The sequence below is a fragment of the Nocardioides cavernae genome, from assembly GCF_013410035.1.
Classification (GTDB): Bacteria; Actinomycetota; Actinomycetes; order Propionibacteriales; family Nocardioidaceae; genus Nocardioides; species Nocardioides cavernae_A.
On sequence record NZ_JACCBW010000001.1, the window covers coordinates 740,993 to 758,109 of the forward strand.

General features: G+C 72.2%; 22 protein-coding genes. 8 read left to right on the forward strand and 14 right to left on the reverse strand.

What is annotated here, in order from left to right:
• Positions 1-11 precede the first annotated feature (11 nt).
• Positions 12-500 (forward strand): TspO/MBR family protein, encoded by a 489-nt coding sequence (locus F4692_RS03585; RefSeq protein WP_218858139.1) that lies wholly within the window; start codon positions 12-14, stop codon positions 498-500.
• A gap of 16 nt (positions 501-516) precedes the next feature.
• Here the strand turns inward: F4692_RS03585 and F4692_RS03590 are convergent, their stop codons facing one another.
• Together F4692_RS03590 and F4692_RS03595 are read right to left on the reverse strand one after the other, a co-directional pair.
• Positions 517-1,029: a gluconokinase gene (locus F4692_RS03590; protein ID WP_179618237.1), complete on the reverse strand. Its 513-nt coding sequence runs from the start codon at positions 1,027-1,029 to the stop codon at positions 517-519.
• Entirely contained in the window at positions 1,026-2,393 is a 1,368-nt protein-coding gene (locus F4692_RS03595) for a GntP family permease (RefSeq protein ID WP_257029630.1), read from the reverse strand. The genes F4692_RS03590 and F4692_RS03595 overlap by 4 nt, the downstream gene beginning before the upstream one ends.
• A gap of 137 nt (positions 2,394-2,530) precedes the next feature.
• Here F4692_RS03595 and F4692_RS03600 point away from each other — a divergent pair, with 137 nt between their 5' ends.
• Positions 2,531-2,824 (forward strand): hypothetical protein, encoded by a 294-nt coding sequence (locus tag F4692_RS03600; protein ID WP_179618239.1) that lies wholly within the window; start codon positions 2,531-2,533, stop codon positions 2,822-2,824.
• Here F4692_RS03600 and F4692_RS03605 read toward each other — a convergent pair.
• Genes F4692_RS03605 through F4692_RS03615 form a run of 3 tightly spaced genes read right to left on the reverse strand, consistent with a single transcriptional unit; the run spans position 2,793 to position 6,295 of the window.
• Positions 2,793-4,340 carry an acyl-CoA synthetase gene (locus tag F4692_RS03605; RefSeq protein WP_179618240.1) on the reverse strand — a complete coding sequence of 516 codons (1,548 nt, stop codon included), beginning with the start codon at positions 4,338-4,340 and terminating at the stop codon, positions 2,793-2,795. The genes F4692_RS03600 and F4692_RS03605 overlap by 32 nt on opposite strands.
• 11 nt (positions 4,341-4,351) lie before the next feature.
• Complete coding sequence (locus F4692_RS03610; protein ID WP_179618241.1) at positions 4,352-5,479, reverse strand: DUF5938 domain-containing protein; 1,128 nt, start codon at positions 5,477-5,479, stop codon at positions 4,352-4,354.
• Between the two features lie 24 nt (positions 5,480-5,503).
• Positions 5,504-6,295, reverse strand: a complete 792-nt coding sequence (locus F4692_RS03615) for an SDR family NAD(P)-dependent oxidoreductase (RefSeq protein WP_179618242.1) — start codon at positions 6,293-6,295, stop codon at positions 5,504-5,506.
• A gap of 153 nt (positions 6,296-6,448) precedes the next feature.
• Here F4692_RS03615 and F4692_RS03620 point away from each other — a divergent pair, with 153 nt between their 5' ends.
• Entirely contained in the window at positions 6,449-7,099 is a 651-nt protein-coding gene (locus F4692_RS03620) for a TetR/AcrR family transcriptional regulator (RefSeq protein WP_308645147.1), read from the forward strand.
• 108 nt (positions 7,100-7,207) lie between these two features.
• Here F4692_RS03620 and F4692_RS03625 read toward each other — a convergent pair whose 3' ends face one another.
• Positions 7,208-7,738 (reverse strand): Dps family protein, encoded by a 531-nt coding sequence (locus F4692_RS03625; protein WP_179618244.1) that lies wholly within the window; start codon positions 7,736-7,738, stop codon positions 7,208-7,210.
• Positions 7,739-8,080: 342 nt separating this feature from the next.
• Here F4692_RS03625 and F4692_RS03630 point away from each other — a divergent pair, with 342 nt between their 5' ends.
• Both F4692_RS03630 and F4692_RS03635 read left to right on the forward strand, forming a co-directional pair.
• A complete protein-coding gene (locus F4692_RS03630; protein WP_179618245.1) occupies positions 8,081-8,398 on the forward strand; it encodes a WXG100 family type VII secretion target in 318 nt (105 codons plus the stop codon).
• Entirely contained in the window at positions 8,395-8,694 is a 300-nt protein-coding gene (locus tag F4692_RS03635) for a WXG100 family type VII secretion target (protein ID WP_179618246.1), read from the forward strand. The genes F4692_RS03630 and F4692_RS03635 overlap by 4 nt, the downstream gene beginning before the upstream one ends.
• Here F4692_RS03635 and F4692_RS03640 read toward each other — a convergent pair.
• Together F4692_RS03640 and F4692_RS03645 are read right to left on the reverse strand one after the other, a co-directional pair.
• Complete coding sequence (locus F4692_RS03640; protein WP_179618247.1) at positions 8,684-9,421, reverse strand: MOSC domain-containing protein; 738 nt, start codon at positions 9,419-9,421, stop codon at positions 8,684-8,686. The two genes, F4692_RS03635 and F4692_RS03640, sit on opposite strands and share 11 nt — an antisense overlap.
• Positions 9,422-9,442: 21 nt before the next feature.
• Entirely contained in the window at positions 9,443-9,730 is a 288-nt protein-coding gene (locus tag F4692_RS03645) for a hypothetical protein (protein WP_179618248.1), read from the reverse strand.
• A 348-nt stretch (positions 9,731-10,078) separates the two neighbouring features.
• Here F4692_RS03645 and F4692_RS03650 point away from each other — a divergent pair, with 348 nt between their 5' ends.
• The 3 genes from F4692_RS03650 to F4692_RS03660 all read left to right on the forward strand — a co-directional run bounded on the left by F4692_RS03650 (position 10,079) and on the right by F4692_RS03660 (position 12,719).
• Positions 10,079-11,383: a hypothetical protein gene (locus F4692_RS03650; RefSeq protein ID WP_179618249.1), complete on the forward strand. Its 1,305-nt coding sequence runs from the start codon at positions 10,079-10,081 to the stop codon at positions 11,381-11,383.
• Positions 11,373-11,720, forward strand: coding sequence for a DUF7674 family protein (locus F4692_RS03655; protein WP_179618250.1), 348 nt, complete (start codon positions 11,373-11,375; stop codon positions 11,718-11,720). Before F4692_RS03650 ends, F4692_RS03655 begins: the two co-directional genes overlap by 11 nt.
• Positions 11,721-11,987: 267 nt before the next feature.
• Complete coding sequence (locus F4692_RS03660) at positions 11,988-12,719, forward strand: matrixin family metalloprotease (RefSeq protein WP_179618251.1); 732 nt, start codon at positions 11,988-11,990, stop codon at positions 12,717-12,719.
• Here the strand turns inward: F4692_RS03660 and F4692_RS03665 are convergent.
• The 6 genes from F4692_RS03665 to F4692_RS03690 form a co-directional block, all read right to left on the reverse strand.
• Positions 12,716-14,188 (reverse strand): cryptochrome/photolyase family protein, encoded by a 1,473-nt coding sequence (locus F4692_RS03665; RefSeq protein WP_179618252.1) that lies wholly within the window; start codon positions 14,186-14,188, stop codon positions 12,716-12,718. The two genes, F4692_RS03660 and F4692_RS03665, sit on opposite strands and share 4 nt — an antisense overlap.
• A 28-nt stretch (positions 14,189-14,216) precedes the next feature.
• The gene (locus tag F4692_RS03670) at positions 14,217-14,792 is read right to left on the reverse strand and encodes a PepSY domain-containing protein (RefSeq protein ID WP_179618253.1); all 576 of its coding nucleotides are present in this window, start codon (positions 14,790-14,792) and stop codon (positions 14,217-14,219) included.
• A gap of 89 nt (positions 14,793-14,881) precedes the next feature.
• Positions 14,882-15,382, reverse strand: a complete 501-nt coding sequence (locus tag F4692_RS03675; protein WP_179618254.1) for a mycothiol transferase — start codon at positions 15,380-15,382, stop codon at positions 14,882-14,884.
• A 4-nt stretch (positions 15,383-15,386) separates the two neighbouring features.
• A complete protein-coding gene (locus tag F4692_RS03680) occupies positions 15,387-15,626 on the reverse strand; it encodes a hypothetical protein (protein ID WP_179618255.1) in 240 nt (79 codons plus the stop codon).
• A gap of 51 nt (positions 15,627-15,677) precedes the next feature.
• Positions 15,678-16,802 carry a serine hydrolase domain-containing protein gene (locus F4692_RS03685; protein WP_179618256.1) on the reverse strand — a complete coding sequence of 375 codons (1,125 nt, stop codon included), beginning with the start codon at positions 16,800-16,802 and terminating at the stop codon, positions 15,678-15,680.
• A gap of 30 nt (positions 16,803-16,832) precedes the next feature.
• The gene (locus F4692_RS03690; protein WP_179618257.1) at positions 16,833-17,051 is read right to left on the reverse strand and encodes a hypothetical protein; all 219 of its coding nucleotides are present in this window, start codon (positions 17,049-17,051) and stop codon (positions 16,833-16,835) included.
• Positions 17,052-17,117 lie beyond the last annotated feature (66 nt).

Here is a 17,117-nt window from a genome sequence, read left to right on the forward strand (position 1 = left end):
TGATGGAGGACATGACCTCCCGGGACGTCCCCCTCGTGCCGCCCGCCCGTCGCTGGTGGACGCTGATCCCCTTCATCGCCGCGGTGACCGTCGTGGCGGGGGCCGGCGGGCTCGCGGCGTCGTCGGCGCGGTCGACCTACGCCGCCCTCGACCTGCCTCCGTTCGCGCCGCCGGCGTGGCTGTTCGGCCCGGTGTGGTCGGTGCTCTACCTCTTCATCGGTGTCGCCGGCTGGCTGCTGTGGCGCGCCGGCGGCTGGGACCGGGTGATGTGGCTGTGGGCGGCGCAGCTCGTGCTCAACCTCGCGTGGACACCACTGTTCTTCTCAGCCGACCAGTACGTCCTCGCGCTGGTCGACATCATCCTGCTCGACGTCGCGGTGGCTGCGCTGGTCGTGCTGGCCTGGTCCCGCGTCCGCGCGGCCGCGTGGCTGCTCGTGCCGTACCTCGCGTGGACCTGCTTCGCGACGGCCCTCACCGCCGGGATCGTCGTCCTGAACTGACCCCTCCGCGATGACCTCAGCCGTCCAGCCCGAGCCGGGCGAGCACCAGCGCAGCGATCCGGTCGACGGGGAGTGCGGGATCGACGTCCATCCCCTCCTCGCCCGGCTGCAGCGGCTCGAGGGTGTCGAGCTGCGACTCGAGCAGGCTCGGCGGCATGAAGTGCTCGCGCGCGTTCATCCGGTCGAGGATGAGGTGCTTGTCGCCCGTGCAGTGCACGAAGAACGTGCCCTCACCACCGCGTCGGAGCACGTCGCGGTAGGCCGTGCGCAGCGCGCTGCACGTGATGATCGTCGACTCCCCGCGGGCGTCGCGTTCGGCGGTCCAGTCGGCCAGGGAGCCGAGCCAGCCCCACCGGTCGGCGTCGGTGAGCGGGATGCCCTCGCGCATCTTGGCGACGTTCTCCGGAGGGTGGAAGTCGTCCCCCTCGGCCATCTCCCACCCGAGCCGCTCCTGGACGGCGAGGGCGATGGTGGACTTCCCGGACCCCGAGACGCCCATGAACACGAGGTGGAGCGGGGGCTGCGTCATCCGATCGCCCAGATGCCGAGCGCCAGCACGAAGATCGAGACGCCGAGCGTGGTCTCCATGACGGTCCAGGTCCGCAGCGTGGTCTTCACGTCCATCCCGAAGAAGCGGCTCACGAGCCAGAAGCCCGAGTCGTTGACGTGCGACAGGACGGTCGCGCCCGCGGCGATCGCGAGCACCAGCGCGACGAGCTGGAGGCCGGACGGGTCGGCCGCGGCGACACCGGCCGACAGCAGGCCGGCCGTCGTCGTCAGGGCGACGGTGGCGGAGCCCTGCGCGACCCGCAGGATGGTGGCGATGACGAAGGCGCTCACGATGAGCGGCAGGCCGAGGTCGGCGAGCGAGTCGGACAGCGCGTCGCCGATGCCGCTGTAGCGGAGCACGCCGCCGAACATGCCGCCCGCGCCGGTGATGAGGATGATCGCGCAGATCGGGCCGAGCGCGTCGTTGAGCAGCGTCTCGACCTCCTCGCGCGAGTAGCGCTTGACCGCCAGCGTGTAGGTCGCGACCAGCAGGGCGATGAGCAGCGCCACGGGCGTCTGACCGACGAAGACGATCACGTCCACGAAGGTCCCCTCCTCGGCGATCGAGCCGTTGGTGCGCAGCGTGGTGAGCACCGTGTTGAGACCGATGAGCACCAGGGGCAGCAGGAGGATCGCGAGCACGTGGCCGAAGCTGGGCGGGTCGTCGTGGTCGGCCTCGCGGCCCCCGGTGAGGACCGAGTCGTCGATCGGGACGTGGATCTTCCCGAGCCAGGACGTCGTCACGACGTAGACGCCGACGAACCACGCGACCACGGCGATCACTACACCCACGAGCAGCGTCAGGCCGATGCTGGCGCCGAGCTCCGTCGCTGCGGTGACCGGACCGGGGTGCGGCGGGACGATGGCGTGCATCGCGGCGAACGCGCCCGCGGACGGCAGGGCGTACATCAGCACCGACCCGCCGAACCGCTTGGCGACCGAGAAGATGATCGGCAGGAACACCACCAGGCCGGCGTCGAAGAAGATCGGCAGGCCGAACAGCAGCGACGCGATGCCGAGCGCCATCGGGGCGCGCTTCTCGCCGAAGCGGCTGACGAGGGTGTCGGCGAGCACCTGCGCGCCGCCGGTGACCTCGAGCAGCCGGCCGATCATGACGCCGAGCCCGACGAGCAGCGCCACCGTTCCGAGGGTGCTGCCGAACGCGGCGATGGAGATCGTCGGCACGTCCGCGACGGGTACGCCCGCAGCGACCGCGGTGCCGAGACTGACGAGCACGAGCGCGACGAACGCGTGCATGCGCAGCGCGATGATGAGGACGAGCAGCACGGCGACGGCGACCGCCGCGATGAGCAGCAGCGTCCCCGAGCCGTACGCGGGGGTCATGGTGTCCACGAGGAGTGCCTCCGAGTCTGGGGGTTCACCCCACCTTAGGGTGCTCCACCGGCAAGACGCCGTCATGGTTCCGTCCAGCAACTCTCAAGCGACGTGTCACGGGTGCGGGCTCGGGGAAGAGGTCCCTCATGATCCTCTCCGGCTACCTCACCGCCGACAGCGTCGATCGAGCGAGCGCCTCGGGCCGTCTCTCGGCCCGCCTGGCCGAGATCGAGGCCCGGCGAAGGTCCGCACAGGACGCGGTCGACGCACTGGTCGAGGCATGGCGGGAGAACCCGGTCGTGCAGCACCAGCACCGGTGGCGCGAGGTGGACGACGCCGCGCACGACGTGGTGGACGCGCTGTCCTCGCTGCTCGGTGCGATCGACCTCGCCCGCGAGGAGGTCGCGGTCAGCCCGCCGGCGCCCCGATCTGCCCCTTGATCTCGGTCTTGAGGACCTTCCCGACCTTGGACCGGGGCAGGTCCGGCCAGACGTGCACCTCCTTCGGCGCCTTGACCGACCCGATCCGCGCCTTCACGAAGGCCGTCAGCTCGACGGGGTCGACGGTCGCGCCCGCGTGCGGTTGCACCACGGCCACGACCCGCTCGCCCCACTTCTCGTCGGGCAGCCCGACGACGGCGCAGTCCTGCACCGCCCCGTGCGCCAGGACGGCCTGCTCGACCTCGGTCGAGTAGACGTTGAAGCCACCGGTGATGATCATGTCCTTGGCCCGGTCGACGATGTGGAGGAAGCCCTCCTCGTCGAGGAAGCCGATGTCGCCGGTGTGCAGCCAGCCGTTGCGCAGCGTCCGCGCGGTCTCGTCGGGGTCCTGCCAGTAGCCGGCCATCACCAGCGACGAGCGGGCGCAGATCTCGCCGCGCTGCCCCACCGGCACGGGCCTGTCGTCCTCGTCGAGGATCGTGACGGTGACCAGCGGTGCCGGCCGGCCCGCGCTGGTGAGTCGCTCGGTGGCCACCGAGCCGTCCGGTCGGAGGTGGTCGCGCGGCGGCATCATCGAGATCATCATGGGCGCCTCGGTCTGCCCGAAGAGCTGTGCCATGACGGGACCGATGCGACGCAGCGCCTCCTCGAGGCGGGACGCCGACATCGGCGCCGCGCCGTACCAGAAGCACTGCAGGCTGCTCGTGTCCGTGGAGTCGAGGTCGGGACTGCCGAGCACCATGTAGATCAGCGTCGGCGGCAGGAACGTGTGCGTCACCCGGTGCTCCTGCAGCAGCCGCAGGAACCCGCCGACGTCGGGCGTACGCATGATGACGACCTCGCCGCCCAGCGAGAGCACGGGGAAGCAGAGCACCCCGGCGGCGTGGGTGAGCGGGGCGAGGGCGAGGTAGACCGGCGGGCCGTCGAACGGGTACCCCATCAGGGTCAGCGCGGTCATCGTCTCGAGGTTGGTCGGCGTGAGCATCACGCCCTTGGGCCGACCCGTGGTGCCGCCGGTGCCGACCAGCATCGCGAGCTCGTCGGCACCGGGGCGTCCGGGGCGCTCGGGAACCTGTGCGGTGCCCGAGGAGAGGAAGTCGGCGAGGGTCAGCGACCCCGCGTCGTCCCCGTCGAGGCAGACCCACGTGTGGACCTGCGGCAGGTGGTCGCGGATCGCGGCGACGAGCGGCGAGAACGCCGCCTGGTGGAGCACGACCTCGGCGCCGAAGAGCTCGAGGAGCTCCTGGTTCTCGGCGGCCTCGTTGCGCGGGTTGACCGGGCACCACACCCCGCCGGCCCGGCTGATCCCGAAGACGCAGGTGAACGCCACGGGGTCGTTGGCCGACAGGATCGCGACGCGCGACCCCGCGCGGAGGCCGCGCCCGAGCAGGGCGGCCCCGACCCGGTGCGACAGCGCCACCACGTCGGCGTACGACATCGAGGTGCCGTCCGTGGTCAGGCAGGGTCGCTCCGGGCCGAGGCTCGCGCCCTTGTCGAGGTAGTCGTGGAGCCGCATGCCGGTCCGGCTCAGTCCTGGGTGGTGAGCACCGGCGGCGAGACCAGGCCGAACGTGCGCAGGACGCCGAGCAGCTCGTGGTGGCCGAACGCCTGACAGCCCGACGCGAAGCCGACGCGCCGCGGCGGCTGCTGGAGCAGGGAGTAGGCGGCGTACGCCTGCATCAGGCCGGTCTGCTTGTAGTTGGAGTTGCCGTGGATGACGCAGTGCGCGCGGCCCAGCGGCCCGGACGCGTGCACCGAGTCGAGCGACTTGTTGACCCGCGGGTTCTCGCGCGGCGGCATCTGGTCCATCACCTGGCGGGCCGTCGCGGTGAGGGCGGCGGCCCGGTCGTCGGCGCTCATGTCCTTGGTCGCCTCGAGCGCGCCCGCGACGATCTGCGGCACCCCGTTCATCAGGGCTGCGTTGAAGACCCCGCCCTGGGCCTTGCAGTTGGCCACGCGCGGGTCGCGCTTGAACCACACCGGGTGCGACGTGCCGCCCCACGGCAGCGACTGGGCGAGCTCGTGCTGGCCGGGGACCACGAGCGGGACGAGTCCCTGGCCGGGGTCGAAGGGGACGTAGGCGTTCTGCTCGAGGAAGTGCGCCGCGGACGACGCCGCGTTGACCAGGATCGTCTCGGTCGACGCGATGGTCGGCGAGCCTCCCCAGAAGACCGCGATGTCGAGGGTGTCGAGGCCGGGCTTCTCCAGGCACAGCTGCGCGGCGATCTCGCCGGTGGTGTACATCTGCGCGATGCCGGGCGAGAGCAGCAGGCCCGCCTCGGCGTACTGCTCCCCCCACTGCTCGTCGCACGCCATCAGCCAGTCCTGCTCACCGGTGGTGTCGGTGTAGTGGACGCCCGCCCTGAGCGCGGCCTCGACGACCGTCGGCCCGAGGGTGCTGAACGGGCCGACGGTGTTGAGCACGACCGCGGCACCGTCGAGGAGCTCGGCGATGCTCTCCACGTCGTGGTCGACCGTGCGGATCTCGTAGTCGGCGGTCTCGATGCCGGCGACGTTCGTCGCCAGGGACGACTCGAGCTTCTCCTGGCTGCGGCCCGCCGCGACGAACGGGACGTGGTACTCGCGGAGGTACTCGCAGATCAGGCGGCCGGTGTAGCCGGACGCTCCGTAGACGACGACCTTCTTCTCACCCATGGCTGTCTCCTCGTGGCTTCCGGTTCACATGCCCATGCCGCCATCGACCGGGAGGCCGATGCCGTTGACGAAGCGGGACTGGTCGGAGGCGAGGAAGACCACGGCGTCGGCCATGTCCTCGACCTCGCCGAGACGGCCCGACGGGGTCAGCTCGACGACGGCCCCGATGGCGGCCTCGACGCTGGGGTAGAGCCCGAGCTCGGCCATGTCGTTGGCCAGGCCGGCGCCCATCGCGGTCGGCACGAGGCCGGGGTAGACGCAGTTGACGCGTACGCCGTAGCCGAGCTTGCCCGACTCCATCGCGGCGACCTTCGTCATCCGGTCCACCGCGGACTTGGTGCCGGAGTAGATCGAGATCGCCGGGAAGGCGATCGTCGCCGCGACCGACGCGATGTTGACGATCGACCCGCCCTTGCCGGCGGCGCCGCCGGGACGCATAGTGCGCAGGCCGTGCTTGAGCCCGAGCGCGGTGCCGAGGACGTTGACGTCGAGCATCTTGCGGATGTCGTCGGTCTGCACCTCGGTCATGAGGCTGCTGATCTCGATCCCGGCGTTGTTGACGAGGACGTCGAGGCCGCCGAGCCGCTCGACGGTGGCCACGGTCGCGGACTCCCAGCCGGCGTCGTCGGTCACGTCGAGGCGTACGAACCCGTGGCCATCACCGAGGGAGGCCGCGGTGTCGGCTCCCGCCTCGTCGATGTCGGCGATCATCACCTTCGCCCCGGCCGCAGCGAGCGCACGGGCCATCCCCTCCCCCAGGCCCTGGGCACCTCCCGTCACGAGTGCGACGCGTCCGGTCAGGTCGGTTGCGGTCATCGAGGTCTCCTTCGTGCGGTTGTCAGCGTCCGTCGAGTGATGGACCTCACACTGACCCGACATCTTGACGACTGTCAAGACAAACTTCGGTCACGTGTCAAGACAACGCGGATGATGCCCGCCCGACCGCCGCCCGGCGCGTACGCTGTGGTGGTGCCCGCCCCTCGCTCCGCCTCCGTCGCCGACCCGGTCGCGTCGGCGGCCGCGCGCGCGAGCAAGCACGAGGACCGGCGCGACCAGCTCGCCGAGTCGGCCCTGGTCACGCTCGGGAAGCTGGGCTACGCCAAGACCTCGCTGCGCGAGATCGCCCAGCACTCGCCGTTCTCGCACGGCGTCGTGCACTACTACTTCTCCAGCAAGGAGGAGCTGATCACCTACTGCGTGCGCTACTACAAGCGCACGTGCGTGACGCGCTACGACGCGATCGTGGCGTCCTCGACCTCCGACGACGAGCTGCGTACGCGCTTCGCCGCCAAGCTGGCCGAGACCATCCGCGAGGAGGGTCCGATGCACCAGCTCTGGTACGACCTGCGCAACCAGTCGATGTTCGAGCCGGCGCTGCGCGAGGTGGTGCTCGACATCGACGGCCAGCTGGAGGAGATGATCTGGCGGGTCGTCACGCGCTACGCCGAGCTCGCGGGCCGACCGCCCGCGCTCGACCCGGCCACGACCTACGGGATGCTCGACGGACTGTTCGCCCAGACGTTGCTGCTGTGGGCCACCGGCCCGGCCGGGAGGCGCGAGGACGCACTGTCGGTCCTCACCGGCCGCGTCGACTCGCTGCTGCCGTCGCTCCTCGCCTGACCCCCGACCCCGCCCGACCTCGCTGCCTCGAGCACGGCGAAGGGGCCGGCCCGTCGGGCCGGCCCCTTCGTCGAGATCGTCGGTGCTGCGTGAGGCTGTGAGGCGCCGTCACTCGCTCCAGGAGCGCGGGCGGGCGCTGTTGGCGACGCGGTTCTCCGAGTCGATCATCCACGCGAGCTGCTCGAGGCGCTCCAGGACGGTGTGGATGAGGTCCGCGGTGGTCGGGTCCTCCTCGTCGACCTCGTCGTGGATCCGGCGGCCGGTGCCGGCCACGGCGTAGATCGCGGCGACGATGAGGTCCACGCAGTCACCGGTGTTGACCTCCCCGGCGGGGAACTCGGGCAGCGAGGTCTGCGCGGCGATCGTCGCGGACCGGGCGTCCGGGGTGGCGTAGACCGCGCGCATGCGCTCGGCGATGTCGTCGGAGAAGCCGCGGGCCGCCTCGACGACCTCGTCGAGGACGAGGTGCATGTCGCGGAAGTTCTTGCCGACGACGTTCCAGTGGGCCTGCTTGCCCTGCAGGTGCAGGTCGGTGAGGTCGACCAGCAGCTGCTGCAGGTGCCCGGCGAGCCGGTCGGAGGCCTGGAAGGCGGCGTGGGAGGTGCGGGGGGCGCGGGTCGTGGTGGCCGTCTGGGTCATGGCGCTTCCTCTCGAGTGGGTCCGTGATGTCGTGATGACCTCACTCAACCGCCTTTTCTTGACCCGTTCAAGTAAGGCGAGGCTGGCCTCGGACACGGTCCGGTCGCCGCTGTGGACCAGCGACTCCTGGCCTCGGACGTCGTCGAACCAGCGTCGAGCGGTGCAGCGCGGGGTCGCGGGTCCTCTGGAGTCACCGGATGTCCGGTGACCACCCTGCTCACAGGTCCAGGTCCCGGGTGCAAAGCAGGGATCTCGGGTGCAGAGGTCGGCGGGCGCCGGGGTTCTCCACAGATCGCCCGCGCGGGGTGGCGGCCCGGGCACGCCGGTCGACAGGATCGGCGCATGATCGTCTCGGGAACACTGCACATCGACCCCGCCGAGCACGCGGCCGCGACCGCCTCGCTGGCCGCACGCCTCGACGACCTGGCCGCACGCCGCCGCGCTGCGGAGGCCACCGTCGAAGGACTCCTCCGCACGTGGCACGGCGAGGCCGCCGCCGCCTTCCGCGACGAGTGGGAGGTGTGGAGCGCGGCCGCCGCCTCGGTCGTGTCTGACCTCGACGCGGCCGTCTCGGCGCTGCCCGGTGCGCGGGCCGACGTCGTCCGTGCCGACGGCGCTGCCGGGACGACCACCGCCGACCTGGCCGGGCGGCTCGGGTGACGGCGTTCGACGTCGACCTCGCCGAGCTGCGCGCGGCGGTCGCCGACCTCGCCGGGTGCCAGCGCGACCTCCTCGCCCTCGCTGGTGACATCGACCAGGCGCAGACGCGGCTCGCGGGCGGCTGGTCCGGGCTGGCGCGCGACGCCCAGGCGACGGCGTACGCCTCGTGGCGCGACGACTGCGCCGCGATGGTGACGGCGCTGGCCGGTCTGCGCGGGATCGCCGCCGCGGCCGACGGGCACTACACGACGGCGGCCGCGGCCAACGTCGACCTCTGGTCACGCGTCACGGCGTGACGTCGACGCGGCCGGGCTCGACGACGGTCGCGTAGACGCCGAACATCGGCTCGCCGGCCCGGTTGGTCGGCCGTTCCCGGACCAGACGCTTCAGGAGGCGTACGTCCTTCACGCCGGTCACGGGGTGGTGGTCGACCACCGCGCATCGCGGGACGGGACCACCGACCCGCAGGGTCGCGCCGCCGACGGTGATGAGCCGACCGGCCCAGTCGTCCTCGACCCACGGCTCATCGGTCTCCACGACCAGCGTCGCGCGGAAGCGGGCGGACTCCGCCCGCATCCCCACCGCCTCGAGCGACGCCGTGGTGAGCACGGTGACGGGGTCGGCGAACACGACCCCTCCACGCGGCGCCCGCGCCAGGCGTACCTCCGTGCCGAGGAAGTCCGACGCGAGCTGGGCGTGCGGCCCCTCGGTGAGGAGGAGGCCGACCTGACGCCCCCAGTAGTCGCACCTGAGCGTCTCTCCAGCGGGAGCTGCCGGGGCGTACGCCGTCTCCCCCGTCGGCAGCGTCAGCGCGAGGCCGTCATCGAGCTCGCGCGCCGTGATGGCGATGAGCGACGGGTGCTGGACGGTCCTGAGCACGCGCGCCCGTGCGACGTCGACGAGGCAGTAGGCGCGGTTGCCGACGGCTCCCCGCACATCGAGGTCGACCGCCCGGAGCGCGAGGTGCCGCATGCCCTTCACCGGGGCGAACCCGGCCTCGCGCACGACGAGAACCCCGGACATGGCGGCATCGTCGCACGCGGGTCACGCGCCGCGCGGACGGAAGACGAGCACGTTGGGCGGGCGCGGGCCGGGGTCCGGGGGCGAGAGCGGCCCGCGCGGCGCCGCGGCGCACGGAGCGGCGAACGACCTCTCGGTCACGAGGTTGTCCTGCGCCTGGACGAGGACCACGGTGCCCGTCGTGTCGGGTCGTGCCATGGCCGCGCCGCTGACGACGTGGTCGAAGGTGAAGCCGGTGAAGCGCCCGCGCCCCTCCCCCTTGGCTCCCGGTCTGAGGAGGTGGTCGACGACGAAGCGCAGCGTGACCGCCATGAACCTCGCCCCCGAGCGCCGGCTCCCACTCGAGGCAGCAGCCGTCCGGGCAGACCACCCACGCGAGACGGGCGAACGGGACGTCATGGTCGCCGCGTCCGGTCGGGGTGCCGCGCAGCGTGCCGCCCGAGTCGAGCAGGTCGAGGAGGTGGTCGCGCTCGTCCTCGTTGAGGGGCGGCTCGACGCGGATGCATCCGGTGGCGTGGGAGTCGGAGGACATGGCTCCACGGTGCCCGCAGCCGTCGGGAGCGGAAACGCCTCGTCGCGGATCTGTGGACAGCGCCGCGTTCTCCACAGATCACGTCCTGCCACTGGTGGGCCCGGGACGGCGGCGTCGAGGCTGGACGGGTGCGGATCACAGTGGAGTGCGGCGGGTTCACCCGGGCGGCGGACGCCTGCCTGACGGCGAACCAGACCAGCGCCGTCCTGGCCGGGTCCCTCGGCGCGAGGCTCTCCGGTTGCGCCGGGATGGCCGGTGACGACGCCACCAGCAGCGACTTCGCGCGGGCGTACGATCCCGCCGCCGGCGAGGCGCTCGCGGCGCTGGCCGACCTCACGCACGCCTTCATCGGTGCCGGGCGGCTCCTGGACCGCACCGGGGAGAACCACGCCCGAGCGGAGTCCGCGGCCGCCGGGCACCCGGTGCTCGGCTACGGCGGCGGCGCGCTGCACGAGGGGGCGTACGTCCGGGTGCGTCCGACCGTGCCACCCTCGAGCCTCGGCGCACAGGAGCCCTCGCTGGGCGCCGTCGACCGGTGGATCCTCGACCAGGTCGAGGGCTTCGTGTGGCCGTCCGCCGACATCGGCCTGCTCCACGCCGCCGCCTCGGCCTGGCGCCGCGCCGCCGCGTCGACCACCGGGCTGACCGACCACCTCGACGCAGCCGTGAGCCTGCTCGAGCACCAACGCTCGCCCGAGGTCCCGCTCGCGGTCGACGCGCTCACCGACCTCGGCACGATCGTCGGCGACACCGCCTGGCAGCTCGGCGACCTCGCCGCCGCCTGCGAGGACTACGCCGACGCGGGCGCCGCGGCCCGCGATCGCACCCGCGCCCTGCTCGCCGAGGTCGCGCAGATGACGGTCGAGGGCGTGGCGTTCTCGGCACTCGTCACCGGCCTGACCGGCGGTCTCGGCGGGGGTGCGGCCACGGCCGCCGCCCTCGCGCGGATCCGCACCGTGGCACCGCGCTTCGTCGCGATCCTCGCCGCGGTGCGTACGGCCGCCGCGGCCGCCGTGGTCCGGATCGAGCGGGCGGTCGAGGCGCTGGCGGACCTGCGGGCGCGGGTGGAGAGGTTCCTCCGGATCCCGGTGCGCGACGAGGCGGGGAGCATCGGGAAGTCGCTGCCGGGTGCGCGGCTGCCGGGGCGCCCGAAACCCGACGTGGACGACCCGAAGCTGAGCAACTACGTGGACCAGCTGTTCAAGGGCGTGTCCCAGCCGAACCGGACCGGCGACGGGACCACGATGGACGCGATCCGCCACGAGATCGCCAGCGGCGACCTCGTGCACGGCAAGGACCACGTGCGCAAGGGCCGCGACATCCTGAGAGGCTTGGAGCGGTGGCTCCGCACGAGGGACGACGCGAGCCAGACCGATCGGGAAACGGCCCGTGCGCTGGCCGACGAGCTGAGGAGCCTCCTCCATGACGGCTGAGTCCGACTTCACCGAACGACTCGTCTCGGCGGTGCCTGAACTGACGTCAATTCACCGGGAGCACCTCGAGGACCAAGAGGGCGAGCTGCTCGCCTACGTGCTGATGGCAGACGTGGCGAGGTGGCTCGATGGCATGAGCCGTTCCGAGCCCCGTCGCGCGCAACAGGTGATCGACTGGCTGGAGCAGGAGTTCACCCAGGGCGACTTCGACGTCCGCAACCTGATCGACGTCGGCATCGTCGAGATGCTTCCATCGATGCCGGAGGGAGCCGCCGTCCTGAGCAGGCTCGGGCCGGAGCTCCGGGGGCGCGCCGAGGTCGCCGGCCTGTTCGGATGACCAGCGACACTCGGGTCGCCAAGCATCTGACCGACGAGACCGACAGGCACTAGGACCGGGTCGACGAGCACCGCGGCCTCGACACGCCGGGCTCCAGCGCTGAGACCCTCCGCCCCGCCCGACCAACGGACCGAACGCCACCCGGTGCCAGCCCGCCACGCGTAGCCGGCGGCGGAGCACGCCGTTCGGTCCGTTCGTCGGCGCCTGCACACGCACCGCGCCCTCCGAACCCCTGACGGACCCCCACCCACCCGCCACACTGTCCGGGTGCCCCGCACCCCCGCCATCGCCGCCGCGCTGGTCACCGCAGCCCTGGTGACGGCGGCCGTGGCCTGGCACCCCGCAGACCAGTTCGCGACCGTGCGCCGCGCGATCGGGCTCGGCCCCGACCGGCCGCTGCCGGCACCGACCGTCGTGCGGGCGGGTGGGACGTACACGTGGGCGATGACGCAGCCCGGCTCGACCGATCCGGTCGGGTGGGACCCGTGCGAGGAGATCCGGTTCCGGGTCAACCCCGCGGGCGCGCCACCCGGCGGTCGGAGGCTGGTCGACGAGGCGCTGCGCCGGGTGAGCGCGGCGACCGGGCTGGCGTTCCAGGACGAGGGCGAGACCGAGGACCGGCCGTTCGCGGACGGGGTGAGGCTGTTCGGCCGGCCCGACCCGGTCGTCTTCGGGTGGGGCGACGCGGACGAGTACCCGGAGCTCGGCGGCACGGTCGCCGGCGTCGGCGGAGGTGTCGCCGAGCGGAGCCCGGGCGGTCGGGTGAGGTACGTCAGCGGGAGCGTGGTGCTCGACGTGGAGGCGTTCACCGCTGCCAACGTCGCGCAGCAGCCGCGCGTGATGGAGGCGATCGTGCTGCACGAGGTCGCCCACGTCGTCGGGCTCGGGCACGTCAGCGAGCCGATGGAGCTGATGTACTCCGACAACACCGGTCAGGTCGAGCTCGGCCCCGGCGACCGCGAGGGACTGGCGCGGCTCGGCTCGCTCCCCTGCCGCTAGGGCGCCCGGTTGCCCCGACGGTCCTCCTGCTCGACCAGCTCGGCGAGGTCCTTCAACCGGTCGAGCCCCCGCACCGCCCGCGACATCCGGTGGTTGGCCTCGAAGGTCTCGCGGTGCCGGTCGAGGAACCACCAGTAGCCCGCGCTGAACGGGCACGCGTTCTCCCCCACCCGCACCTTCGGGTCGAAGCGGCACGACCCGCAGTGGTCGCTCATCGTGTTGATGTACGCCCCACCGGAGGTGTACGGCTTGGTCATCATCCGGCCGCCGTCCGCGTGCTGCGACATCCCGACGATGTTGGGCACCATCACCCAGTCGTAGCCGTCGACGAACGCCCGGTGGAACCAGTCGGTGACCTGCGTCGGCGCCCACCCGCGCTGGAGGGCGTACGACCCCAGCAGCATGAGCCGCGGGATGTGGTGCACCCAGCCGTACGTCGCCACCTGGTCGAGGGTGTGCGAGAGACAGCGGGCGTCGGTCGCGTCGCCGTCGAGCTCGGCGAACCACTGCGGGATCCGCCCGGTCGCGCGCAGCCCGTTCTCGCGGCGGTAGCCGTCGCCCATGTGCCAGTAGACGTGCCAGACGTAGTCGCGCCACCCGATCACCTGGCGCACGAAGCCCTCGACGCTGGCGATCGGTGCGGCACCGCTGCGGTACGCCTCCTCCGCCCGCTCGGCGACCTCGAGCGGGTCGAGGAGCCCGAGGTTCATCGGGGCGCTGATGAGGCTGTGCGCCATCCACGGGTCGCCCTCGAGGATCGCGTCCTCGTGGGCGCCGAACTCCGGCAGCCGGTGCTCCACGAAGTGGTCCAGCGCCGCCAGTGCCTCGCGCCGGGTGGCGGGGAAGCGCCGGTCGCCGTCCCGGCCGATGAACTGCACGTCGCCGTCGCGCTCCCAGCGGTCGAGGTCCTCGCGCACCTCGGCGTCGATGTCGTCCTCCGTCGGCCACCACGGGTCGCTCACGCCGAGCGTGGTCGCGCCCTTCGGCGGTGGCTCTCGGTTGTCGTGGTCGAAGTTCCACTGGCCGCCGGCCGGGTCGCCACCGTCGACCAGGACCCCGTGGGCGAGGCGTGCCCGGCGGTAGAAGTCCTCCATCAACAGCTTGCCCCGCCGCCCGTCGGCCCAGCGCTCGAAGTCCTCGCGCGGCGTCGCGAAGCCCCGCGGCGGGAGGACGCGGCAGCCGAGCCGCTCGACCAGCCCCAGCGCGGCGTACGACGTGGGGTGCACGACCTCCACGTCGCCGTCGAGGTCACGCACCGCCTCGCCGTAGGTGTCGGCCTTCACGTACGCCAGCCGGTCGCCGAGCTGGGCCGCGCGGTGGCGCATCGCGCTGAGCACGAGGTGCGCCTTGGCCCGGTGGAAGCGTCGCCGCCGGAAGACCGACCTCGCCTCGACCATCAGCAGCGGACCGCGGTGGTCGTCGACGAAGTGCGGGCCGAGCTGGTCACCGAACAGCCAGCGGGTGGTCATGTCGCCACCCTAGGCATGCAGGCGAAGGTCAGTCGCCCTGCTCGGTGCGCAGCACGTCGCCGCTCTCGGCGTCGATCTCGACGGTCACCTCGTCCGGGGTGTCCTCGTCGAGCTGGACCTCCCAGACGGCGGTGCCGCCGTCCTCGGAGAGCTCGACACCCGTGACGGTGCCGTCGACCTCGCCGAGCGCTGCCTCCATGGCCGCGGCGTAGTCGACCGCGACGCCGAGCAGGCGCTCGATCTCCGCGGTGTCGTCGGCGTCCTCGTTGGTGTCCGCGTCCGGGCCGCGGGTGACGCTGGCGGCGTCGGGAGCGAGCTCGAGGTCGTTCTCGACACCGTCTGACGTCACGATCGTGACGTCCCAGCCCTGCGGGTCGCCGTCGACGGAGAAGACGGTGCCGTCGACCTCGGCGAGCGCGGTCTGGGCGGCGGTCTCGACGTCACCCTCGAGGGTCGCCGTGGTCCCGCCTTCCGTGGACGAGCTCGACGAGCTCGTGGTGGTCGTGTCGTCGCTGTCGTCGTCGCCGCAGGCCACCAGGCCGAAGGCGAGGGGCGCGAGCACGGCGGCGGTCGCGAGACGGGTGCGGCGGCTGGTGCGGGTCATCGTGGTGCTCCTCAGGTCCGAGTTCTCAAACGCCACCGACTCTCGCCGAACGCCCGCTAACGCCGCCGCCGGGCAACCTCAACGGCTCGCTAAGTCTTCAGCAGACCCTTCACGTAAGCCGCCTGTCCGAGGTGCTGGAGGCAGTCGCCGATGATGCTGACGAGCCGGACTCCCGCGGTGACCGGCGGGTCCCAGCGCTGGTCGACCTCCCGCTCGAGCTCGCGCTCGTCGACGGTCTGGAGGTAGCGGGCCGTCGCCAGCGTGACCTCGTGGTGGTAGCCGAGCAGGGCCTCGAGGTCGGTGATCCGGATCGCGTCGACCTGCTCGGTGGTGTGGCCGAAGCCGATGTCGTCGGTCCCGTTGGGCAGGCCGACCCTGGCCTGCCACTCCTCCCACACCTGCGGCTGCTGCGCGAGGTCGGCGACGTGGTCGTCCTGCACCCTCGCGAGGTGCCAGAGCAACCAGCCGATCGAGTTGCCGGTGCCGTCAGGCCGGTGCGCGAGCGTCTCCTCGTCGAGGCCGTCGGCGACGCCGTCGTAGAGCTCGGTGGTGCGGCCGAACGCCTCGGTCAGCACGCCGCGTACGTCCATCGGCTCAGCCCACCGGCGACGCGGAGCGCACCTGCGGCGCGGACGACTGCTCGTCCTTCATCTGGTCGATCTCGGCCAGGATGCGGGCCTTCTCGTCGTCGCTGATCGTCACCTGCGCCTTGGCGAGACCCTCGTCGAGCTGCTGCGCGATGGTGCTGTCCTCGGCGCTGTACTGCCAGGAGCTCACCTCGTCCACGACCCGCTGCGCTGCCTCGATCGCTGCCTGCTTCACCTCGTCGGTCATGCGCCCACGCTAGCCAGCCGCTCCGACAGGACAAGGCCCATCGGGGTGTGGTCATGTCGTCGACAGCGTCCAGAACGCCTTGAGCAGGTCCTCGATCCCCGGTGCCCCCAGCACGACCTGCGTCAGCAGCACGGCGACGGTGCCCGTGGCGGGGTGGACGTACGCCGAGGTACCGGTGCCGCCGACCCAGCCGTAGCGGCCGATCTCGTTCCACGGTTCGATCAGCGCGGTGTCGACGCCGCCGCCGTAGCCCCACCCCTGGCCGTCGAGGAACCACCCACCCAGCTCGCGCTGCGCCTCGGTGATGTGGTCGGTCGTCATCTGCCGCACCGACTCCGGGCTGAGCACGTTGCCGCCGCCGGCGAGGAGCATGCGACCGAAGGCGAGCCAGTCGTCGACGGTGGTGACGAGCCCGCCCGATCCGGACGCGAACGCCGGCGTACGGACGTAGTAGCCGTTGGGCTCGTCGCTCACCCGCAGCCCGCCGTCGCCGGCCTGGTAGAGGGTGGTGAACCGGTCGACGCGGTCGGCCGGGACGTGGAACCCCGTGTCGTCCATCCCGAGCGGCCGGAGGACCCGGTCGGCCACGACGTCGGCGTACGGCCGGCCGGCCGCTCGTGAGGCAAGGACGCCGAGCGCGTCGTACGCGGCGTTGTAGGTCCACCCCTCCCCCGGCTGGTGCATCAGCGGGATCTCGCCGAGCCGGCGCATCCACTCGTCGGGCTCCGGGACCGCCTGCACGTCCTCGTCGGCCTGGCCGAGGCGCTCCGTCAGCAGCGCGGGGACCGGCGAGTCCCAGGTGCAGAAGCCGTGCCCGGCCGTGCCCGAGAGGAGGTGTCGGGCCGTGACCGGTCGTTCGCACGCGACGGTGTCGTCGAGCTGGCTCTCCCGCGTCCGCAGCACCCGCGGCTCGGCGAGCTCGGGCAGCAGGTCGCCGACGGGGGCGTCGAGGTCGACCAGCCGGTCCTCGACCAGCGACATGACGACCGCGGCGGTGACCGGCTTGGTGATCGAGGCCGCGCGGAAGATCGAGTCCCGCGCCATCGGCCTGCCGCTGGAGTCCTGGGTGCCCAGCGCCACGACCTCGACGTCGTCACCGCGCGCCACGAGCGCGACGAGCCCGGGGACCTGCCCGGTGTCGACGAACGGTCGCAGCCCCGCCTCGAGACCAGTCATGGACCGACGGTACGCCTCGGTGCCGCAGACCTACAGGTGGTGCAGCTTGGCGTAGGGGCTCGTGATCCGGAGCGTGCGCTCGCCGAAGTCCACGCTGACCGCATGCGCCTCGACGTTGACCACCCGGCCGAGGCCGTAGAGGTCGTGGGTGACGCGGTCCTCCTTCGCGAAGGTCTCGATGACCGGCTCAGCGGCGGCCTTGAACGGGCTGCTGCTCTGTCGCTTGCGGTTGTTCTCGGAGGTGTTCATATGGACCCATCATCCGCCGTGGGTGGTCAGGTCGCCCAGTCTTCAGTGACATCTCCCTACGATCGT

Excerpts from the sequence above, each read along its gene's own strand:
- F4692_RS03585 (WP_218858139.1), top strand. The coding sequence starts at position 12 with ATGACCTCCCGGGACGTCCCCCTCGTGCCGCCCGCCCGTCGCTGGTGG.
- F4692_RS03590 (WP_179618237.1), bottom strand. The coding sequence starts at position 1,029 with ATGACGCAGCCCCCGCTCCACCTCGTGTTCATGGGCGTCTCGGGGTCC.
- F4692_RS03595 (WP_257029630.1), bottom strand. The coding sequence starts at position 2,393 with ATGACCCCCGCGTACGGCTCGGGGACGCTGCTGCTCATCGCGGCGGTC.
- F4692_RS03600 (WP_179618239.1), top strand. The coding sequence starts at position 2,531 with ATGATCCTCTCCGGCTACCTCACCGCCGACAGCGTCGATCGAGCGAGC.
- F4692_RS03605 (WP_179618240.1), bottom strand. The coding sequence starts at position 4,340 with ATGCGGCTCCACGACTACCTCGACAAGGGCGCGAGCCTCGGCCCGGAG.
- F4692_RS03610 (WP_179618241.1), bottom strand. The coding sequence starts at position 5,479 with ATGGGTGAGAAGAAGGTCGTCGTCTACGGAGCGTCCGGCTACACCGGC.
- F4692_RS03615 (WP_179618242.1), bottom strand. The coding sequence starts at position 6,295 with ATGACCGCAACCGACCTGACCGGACGCGTCGCACTCGTGACGGGAGGT.
- F4692_RS03625 (WP_179618244.1), bottom strand. The coding sequence starts at position 7,738 with ATGACCCAGACGGCCACCACGACCCGCGCCCCCCGCACCTCCCACGCC.
- F4692_RS03630 (WP_179618245.1), top strand. The coding sequence starts at position 8,081 with ATGATCGTCTCGGGAACACTGCACATCGACCCCGCCGAGCACGCGGCC.
- F4692_RS03640 (WP_179618247.1), bottom strand. The coding sequence starts at position 9,421 with ATGTCCGGGGTTCTCGTCGTGCGCGAGGCCGGGTTCGCCCCGGTGAAG.
- F4692_RS03645 (WP_179618248.1), bottom strand. The coding sequence starts at position 9,730 with ATGGCGGTCACGCTGCGCTTCGTCGTCGACCACCTCCTCAGACCGGGA.
- F4692_RS03655 (WP_179618250.1), top strand. The coding sequence starts at position 11,373 with ATGACGGCTGAGTCCGACTTCACCGAACGACTCGTCTCGGCGGTGCCT.
- F4692_RS03665 (WP_179618252.1), bottom strand. The coding sequence starts at position 14,188 with ATGACCACCCGCTGGCTGTTCGGTGACCAGCTCGGCCCGCACTTCGTC.
- F4692_RS03670 (WP_179618253.1), bottom strand. The coding sequence starts at position 14,792 with ATGACCCGCACCAGCCGCCGCACCCGTCTCGCGACCGCCGCCGTGCTC.
- F4692_RS03675 (WP_179618254.1), bottom strand. The coding sequence starts at position 15,382 with ATGGACGTACGCGGCGTGCTGACCGAGGCGTTCGGCCGCACCACCGAG.
- F4692_RS03680 (WP_179618255.1), bottom strand. The coding sequence starts at position 15,626 with ATGACCGACGAGGTGAAGCAGGCAGCGATCGAGGCAGCGCAGCGGGTC.
- F4692_RS03685 (WP_179618256.1), bottom strand. The coding sequence starts at position 16,802 with ATGACTGGTCTCGAGGCGGGGCTGCGACCGTTCGTCGACACCGGGCAG.
- F4692_RS03690 (WP_179618257.1), bottom strand. The coding sequence starts at position 17,051 with ATGAACACCTCCGAGAACAACCGCAAGCGACAGAGCAGCAGCCCGTTC.